The sequence below is a fragment of the Stenotrophomonas sp. STEN022 genome (assembly GCF_056760155.1).
Map to the genome: position 1 here is coordinate 1 of NZ_JBRREG010000156.1, position 6,611 is coordinate 6,611.

Annotated in this window: 5 protein-coding genes; 3 read left to right on the forward strand and 2 right to left on the reverse strand. The window is 62.7% G+C overall.

Features of this window, described 5'->3' with window-relative positions:
• Positions 1-423: 423 nt before the first annotated feature.
• Positions 424-3,186: an aconitate hydratase AcnA gene (acnA, locus tag ACVOMF_RS20195; protein WP_481510856.1), complete on the forward strand. Its 2,763-nt coding sequence runs from the start codon at positions 424-426 to the stop codon at positions 3,184-3,186.
• 241 nt (positions 3,187-3,427) lie between these two features.
• Here the strand turns inward: acnA and ACVOMF_RS20200 are convergent, their stop codons facing one another.
• Positions 3,428-3,730: a nuclear transport factor 2 family protein gene (locus ACVOMF_RS20200; protein ID WP_481510857.1), complete on the reverse strand. Its 303-nt coding sequence runs from the start codon at positions 3,728-3,730 to the stop codon at positions 3,428-3,430.
• Between ACVOMF_RS20200 and ACVOMF_RS20205 the strand changes: the two genes are divergently transcribed.
• Both ACVOMF_RS20205 and ACVOMF_RS20210 read left to right on the forward strand, forming a co-directional pair.
• On the forward strand, positions 3,729-3,950 hold the full coding sequence (locus tag ACVOMF_RS20205) for a hypothetical protein (protein ID WP_481510858.1): 222 nt from the start codon (positions 3,729-3,731) through the stop codon (positions 3,948-3,950). The genes ACVOMF_RS20200 and ACVOMF_RS20205 overlap by 2 nt on opposite strands.
• 32 nt (positions 3,951-3,982) lie before the next feature.
• Positions 3,983-5,665: a long-chain fatty acid--CoA ligase gene (locus tag ACVOMF_RS20210; RefSeq protein ID WP_481510859.1), complete on the forward strand. Its 1,683-nt coding sequence runs from the start codon at positions 3,983-3,985 to the stop codon at positions 5,663-5,665.
• A 94-nt stretch (positions 5,666-5,759) separates the two neighbouring features.
• Here ACVOMF_RS20210 and ACVOMF_RS20215 read toward each other — a convergent pair whose 3' ends face one another.
• Positions 5,760-6,455, reverse strand: a complete 696-nt coding sequence (locus tag ACVOMF_RS20215) for a single stranded DNA-binding domain-containing protein (protein WP_481510860.1) — start codon at positions 6,453-6,455, stop codon at positions 5,760-5,762.
• Between the last annotated feature and the right edge of the window lie 156 nt (positions 6,456-6,611).

Below are 6,611 nucleotides of genomic sequence, written 5' to 3' on the forward strand. Positions count from 1 at the left end.
TGTGTCGCGCTGCGCTTTGTGGGGTTTTGCTCCCCTTTTTGTGGGTTGTTGGGGGCGGCACTACGCCCCCTCCCTTTGGCGCAGCCAAGGGGAGGGTTGGGGAGGGGTAGCTCTTTGCTGACCGATGCAGCTGCGGCTTCGCGGCCTACACCGCTCCCACAAACCAGATCTCCTTGGCCTGCCAGTTCCTGATGGCAATGCCCCTGCCGAGCATGGCTCGGCACCACTGTGTCCGCGGGTGCACACCGTTACATGCGCGCAACAAGCCGTTGCCTAAACTGTTGCCAGCAACCATGCGCCCGATGGCGGATGCTTCGTCCATACTCGGACCAGTATTCACCTGACAGGGCCCCATGGCTCTGAAAAGCCCGCGCAGCGCCCCGGCGCCACCGCAAGCCATCTGTACCAAGAGGAGTCAGCTGTATGAGCGATACATTCTCCACCCGTAGCCAACTGGAGGTTGGCGGCCAGCAGTACACCTACTGCAGCCTTCCCAAGCTCGGCCAGAAGTTCGACATCTCCCACCTTCCCTACTCGATGAAGATCCTGCTGGAGAACCTGCTCCGGCACGAGGACGGCGGCCAGACCGTCGGCCCGGACCACATCGAAGCCGTCGCCCGCTGGAACCCCAAGGCCGAGCCGGACACCGAAATTGCCTTCATGCCAGCGCGCGTCGTGCTGCAGGACTTCACCGGCGTGCCCTGCGTGGTCGACCTGGCCGCCATGCGTGACGCCGTCACCAAGCTTGGCGGCAAGGCCGAGCAGATCAACCCGCTGATTCCCTCCGAACTGGTCATCGACCATTCCGTGCAGGTCGACGTGTTCGGGCGCCCTGACGCGCTGGACCTCAACGGCAGGATCGAGTTCCAGCGCAACCAGGAACGCTACAGCTTCCTGCGCTGGGGCCAGAAGGCATTCGAGAACTTCAAGGTGGTGCCGCCAAACACCGGCATCGTCCACCAGGTGAACCTGGAAAACCTCGCCCGCGTGGTGATGGAACGGCAGATCGACGGTGCCAACTGGGCTTTCCCCGACACCGTATTCGGCACGGACTCGCACACCACCATGATCAACGGCATCGGCGTGCTCGGCTGGGGCGTCGGTGGCATTGAGGCCGAGGCCGCGATGCTGGGCCAGCCTTCATCCATGCTGATCCCGCAGGTCGTCGGCTTCAAGCTGACCGGCAAGCTGCCCGAAGGCACCACCGCTACCGACCTGGTACTGACCGTCACCCAGATGCTGCGCAAGCTCGGCGTGGTCGGCAAGTTCGTCGAGTTCTATGGCGAGGGCCTGCAGCACCTGCCGTTGGCCGACCGCGCCACCATCGCCAACATGGCCCCGGAATACGGCGCCACCTGCGGCATCTTCCCGATCGATGCCGAGTCGCTGAACTACCTGCGCCTGTCCGGCCGCAGCGATGCACAGATCAACCTGGTCGAAGCCTATGCAAAGGCCCAGGGCCTGTGGCACGACGCCAACAGCCCGCATGCGCAGTACAGCGCTACGCTGGAACTGGACATGGCCGAGGTCAAGCCGTCGATGGCCGGCCCCAAGCGCCCGCAGGACCGCGTGCTGCTGGAAGACGTGCACAGCAACTTCAGCGAAGCACTGAAGGGCCTGACCAGCCACCGCGAGCAACGCAATGGCGACGTGTCCGACTTCATCAATGAAGGCGGCGGTGCTGCGGTGGGCAACGAGCAGCTGGCCAAGGGCCATGCCGACATCGTGATCAACGAGCAGCCCATGCGCCTGAAGGATGGTGCGGTGGTCATTGCCGCCATCACTTCGTGCACCAACACCTCCAACCCGGCGGTAATGCTGGGCGCCGGCCTGCTCGCGCGCAACGCGGCACGCCTAGGGCTCAAGGCCAAGCCGTGGGTCAAGACCTCGCTTGGACCGGGCTCGCGCGTGGTCACCGACTATCTGGAGAAAGCCGGCGTCCTGCCGGACCTGGAGAAGCTCGGCTTCTTCGTGGTCGGCTACGGTTGCACCACCTGCATCGGCAACTCCGGCCCGCTCCCCACCGAAGTCAGCGCAGGCATTGCCGCCGGTGACCTGGTGGTGGCCTCGGTGCTGTCGGGCAACCGCAACTTCGAAGGCCGCGTGCATCCGGAAGTGAAGGCCAACTACCTGGCCTCGCCGCCGTTGGTGGTCGCCTATGCCATCGCCGGCACGGTCCGCATCGACCTGAGCAAGGAGCCGCTGGGCAAGGGCAGCGATGGTCAGGACGTCTACCTGCGCGACATCTGGCCGAGCAACAAGGAAATCGGCGACACCATCGCCGCCACCGTCGGCCCGGAGATGTTCAAGCAGAACTACGCTGATGTGTTCAAGGGTGACACCCGCTGGGCGCAGATCGAATCGCCGGAAGGCCAGGCCTACGAATGGAATGGCGATTCGACCTATATCAAGAACCCGCCCTACTTCGACGGCATGACGATGCAGGTCGGCAGCATCAGCGACGTGCATGGCGCGCGGGTGATGGGCCTGTTTGGTGACTCGATCACCACCGACCACATCTCGCCGGCCGGCAACATCAAGAAGGATTCGCCGGCGGGCCGCTTCCTGCAGTCGCGTGGCGTGCAGCCGGCCGACTTCAACAGCTACGGCAGCCGCCGCGGCAATGATGATGTGATGGTGCGCGGCACCTTCGCCAACATCCGCATCAAAAACCTGATGTTCGGTGGCGAAGAAGGCGGCAATACGCTGTACTACGCCCCGGGCAGCAACAGCGGCGAAAAGCTGGCTATCTACGACGCGGCAATGAAGTACAAGGCCGATGGCGTGCCGCTGGTTGTGCTGGCCGGCAAGGAATACGGCACCGGCTCCTCGCGCGACTGGGCCGCCAAGGGCACCAACCTGCTCGGCGTCAAGGCGGTGATCGCCGAGAGCTTCGAGCGCATCCACCGCTCCAACCTGGTCGGCATGGGCGTGCTGCCGTTGCAGTTCCATGACGGCGAGAACGCGCAGACCTTGGGTCTGGATGGCTCGGAGGTGTTTGATGTGACCGGATTGGACGATGGCAAGGCCAAGACCGCAACGGTTACTGCTACCAGGGCCGACGGTAGCCGCAAGAGCTTCACCGCCAAGGTGCTGCTGCTGACGCCGAAGGAAGTCGAGTACTTCCGTAATGGTGGCTTGCTGCAGTATGTGTTGCGGCAGCTGGCGGCGAAGAAGGCTGCCTGATCTACGGCGTTGAATGTTGAGTTGGAAGAACGCCCCTGTTGGGGCGTTCTTTTTTGTTGCATTTTTGCGGCGAGAAGCAAGAGCACCCCTCCCCAGCCCTCCCCTTGGCTACGCCAAAGGGAGGGGGCAAGAGCAGCCCCGCTTGTCTCCCTCCCTTTGGCGTAGCCAAGGGGAGGGCTGGGGAGGGGTGCTGTTGCGCTCTAAAACTCCAAAACCTTCAACCGGCTACAAAGCCAGCAGCTCAGCCTTCCCCACCCACCGGCGCCCAATCCGCGCTATACACCTGCCACTCCCCATCCTGCTCGCGCCACCCAGTGACCACTTCCTGCATCTGCCCACGCTCGGGCAGCAGCCCCTGGTTGCCACCCGTCAGCAGCACAGTGAAGCGCACCGTCGCAGTACCACCCTCGCCCATCTCCACCCGCAACGGCCCGGTCTGCACACCCACCTTGGCGTTGAGCAACAACTGCCCACGCAGCAGACGCTCCATCCCGCCACGGTCCAGCCCCTCGTTGCCCACGAAGTCTTCGGACACCCCCTCCATGAAGCCACCGGGCCTGCCCTCCTCCACGCTCTTTTGCATCGCAGCAAAACTTTCGCGCAGACGCTGTTCCGGTGGTTCGCGGCCGCAAGCGGCCAGCAAAAGCATGATCACCGCACAAAGCATGCAGTTGAAGACTGATCGCATCATCTATCCCTTCGCCTTTTCAATTCGGAACGGTATGCTGGCAACAATAACGCCGGTGCCCGATGATCGGGCCTGACCACTAGATCATTCAATTTCCTGGAGGGGAAGATGACGCAAGAACGTCCTTGGCTGCAGAGCTACCCGGCTGGTGTGCCGGCTGAAATCGACGTCAACGAATTCCACTCCGTCGCCGATGTCTTCAATGCCTCGGTCGCCAAGTTCCGTGATCGCCCGGCCTACTCCAACTTCGGCAAGGTCCTGACCTATGGCGAAGCGGACGCTTTGGTCACCCAGTTCGCCGCCTACCTGCTGGGCGAGCTGCAGCTGAAGAAGGGCGACCGCGTTGCGATCATGATGCCCAACTGCCTGCAGTACCCGATCGCTATTTTCGGCATCCTGCGCGCCGGCCTGACTGTGGTGAACGTCAACCCGCTGTATACCGCACGCGAACTCAAGCATCAGTTGGTCGACGCCGGCGTCAGCATACTGCTGGTGGTCGACAACTTCGGCGATACCGTGCAGCAGGTCATCGCCGATACGCCGGTCAAGCAGGTCATCACCACCGGCCTGGGCGACATGCTCGGCTTCCCCAAGGGCGCCATCGTCAACTTCGTGCTGAAGTACGTGAAGAAAATGGTGCCGGACTACGACCTGCCCAAGGCCATCCGTTTCAAGGATGCGCTGAAGCTTGGCAAGCGCCACAGCATGCCGGTGGTCGAAGTGGATCACGACGACATCGCCTTCCTGCAGTACACAGGCGGCACCACCGGCGTGGCCAAGGGTGCGATGCTGACCCACCGCAACCTGATTGCCAACATGCAGCAGGCTTCGGCCTGGATCAGCGCTTCGGGCGTCAAGCCGGGCGAGGAAGTCATCATCACAGCGTTGCCGCTGTACCACATCTTCGCATTGACGGCGAACGGCCTGGTCTTCATGAAGCTGGGCGGCTTGAACTACCTGATCACCAACCCGCGTGACATGAAGGGCTTCATCAAGGAGCTGAAGAACAACCGCTTCACCGCGATTACTGGTGTCAATACGCTGTTCAACGGCCTCCTCAATACCGAGGGCTTCGATGAAGTCGACTTCTCCAACCTGAAGTTCGCGCTCGGCGGCGGTATGGCCGTGCAACGCGCCGTGGCCGACAAGTGGAAGAAGGTCACCGGCGTCACCCTGGTGGAAGCTTACGGCCTGACCGAAACTTCACCAGCGGCTTGTATCAACCCGCTGGACCTGAAGGAATACAACGGTGCGATCGGCTTGCCGATTCCCTCCACCGAAGCCTGCGTCAAGACCGACGATGGGCAGATGGTACCGACGGGCGAGGTTGGCGAACTGTGCATCCGCGGCCCGCAGGTGATGAAGGGTTACTGGCATCGCCAGGACGAGACCGACAAGGTCATGGACGCCGATGGCTGGTTGCATACCGGCGACATGGCACGCATGGACGAGAACGGCTTCTTCTATATCGTCGACCGCAAGAAGGACATGATCCTGGTGTCCGGCTTCAACGTCTACCCGAATGAAATCGAAGACGTGCTGGCAATGATGCCGGGCATCCTGGAAGTGGCGGCCGTGGGTGCGCCCAACGAGAAGTCGGGCGAAGTGGTGAAGGTGGTCATCGTCAAGAAGGACCCGAACCTCACCGAGGAGCAGGTGAAGGAATTTGCCCGCGCCAACCTGACCGGTTACAAGCATCCGCGCATCGTCGAGTTCCGCAAGGAACTGCCCAAGACCAACGTCGGCAAGATCCTGCGCCGCGAGCTGCGTGACGCCAAGCCGGAAGCCTGATGCTTCCCGTCTGACGTCGACAAGCCTCCCCGGAAACGGGGAGGCATTTTTTTGCCGGTCGGATCCGGGGTGATCTCTTTCAGCGTGACGCCTCTCAGCGACGGCCGACATTCTCTGCAACAAAGACGCTTTCGAGGCGCATGCCTTCGCGGGACTCCTCGTAACCACTGCCAGCAGCGGGGACAGGAACGATTGCCGTAGCGCGCTCATCAGACCCGACAAGCGTCAGCGACATCGCCGCGATGCTGGTAACCGTCCCGCCCGCTTCGCCGCGCGAAATCCGATGACCGGTACTGCGTGGCTGATCAACCACCTGCTGCTGTGGCAGCTCCACCACGGTTCCGCGTACGGCCACCCGATCGCCGGTGCGAAGCCGCGAGCCCATGCGCATGGTGAACTCAGCCTCGGCCGGCATGTTGATTGAGGTGTCGTAGCCCTGATCCAGCACGAACATCGCATCGGATGTGGCCGGGTTACCGTCCCCCTCGTCCTGCAGGAACCAACCGATGGTTGGCGTGCCACGATCACCTTCGCCCAGGGTTTCCTTGAGCTCCTGACCGATATCGTCGCTGTCACCCATCAGGTTGCGCACCACGATGCCTTCGACCAGCACCTCACTGCCGAGCAGCGGGCTGCTCGCACCCTGCCCTTGCACCTGCCCGATCAGCTGACGTGCCGGATCCATCGGCTCTACATGAGATTGGCTGCCGGGCAGCGGAAAGCCGCAACTGGTCGTAGCCAATGCCATGCCGAGAATCGTGGGTTTGACCACTGCTGTCTTCCAACGCATGACGTCCGTGCATCCTGCTTTGTTGTGGGGGGGGGGGTATCCGCGGAAAACTTGGGTTTTGAGTTGACAAAAAAAAAAGGGGCCGCCCCCATACCCGGGTTGGGGGGGGGGGGCGCCGCCCCCCACACCCCCCCCGGTTTTGGGGGGGGGGGGGGG

Coding starts and splice junctions, on each gene's coding strand:
- acnA (WP_481510856.1), top strand. CDS start 424: ATGAGCGATACATTCTCCACCCGTAGCCAACTGGAGGTTGGCGGCCAG.
- ACVOMF_RS20205 (WP_481510858.1), top strand. CDS start 3,729: ATGAAGCCACCGGGCCTGCCCTCCTCCACGCTCTTTTGCATCGCAGCA.
- ACVOMF_RS20200 (WP_481510857.1), bottom strand. CDS start 3,730: ATGGAGGGGGTGTCCGAAGACTTCGTGGGCAACGAGGGGCTGGACCGT.
- ACVOMF_RS20210 (WP_481510859.1), top strand. CDS start 3,983: ATGACGCAAGAACGTCCTTGGCTGCAGAGCTACCCGGCTGGTGTGCCG.
- ACVOMF_RS20215 (WP_481510860.1), bottom strand. CDS start 6,455: ATGCGTTGGAAGACAGCAGTGGTCAAACCCACGATTCTCGGCATGGCA.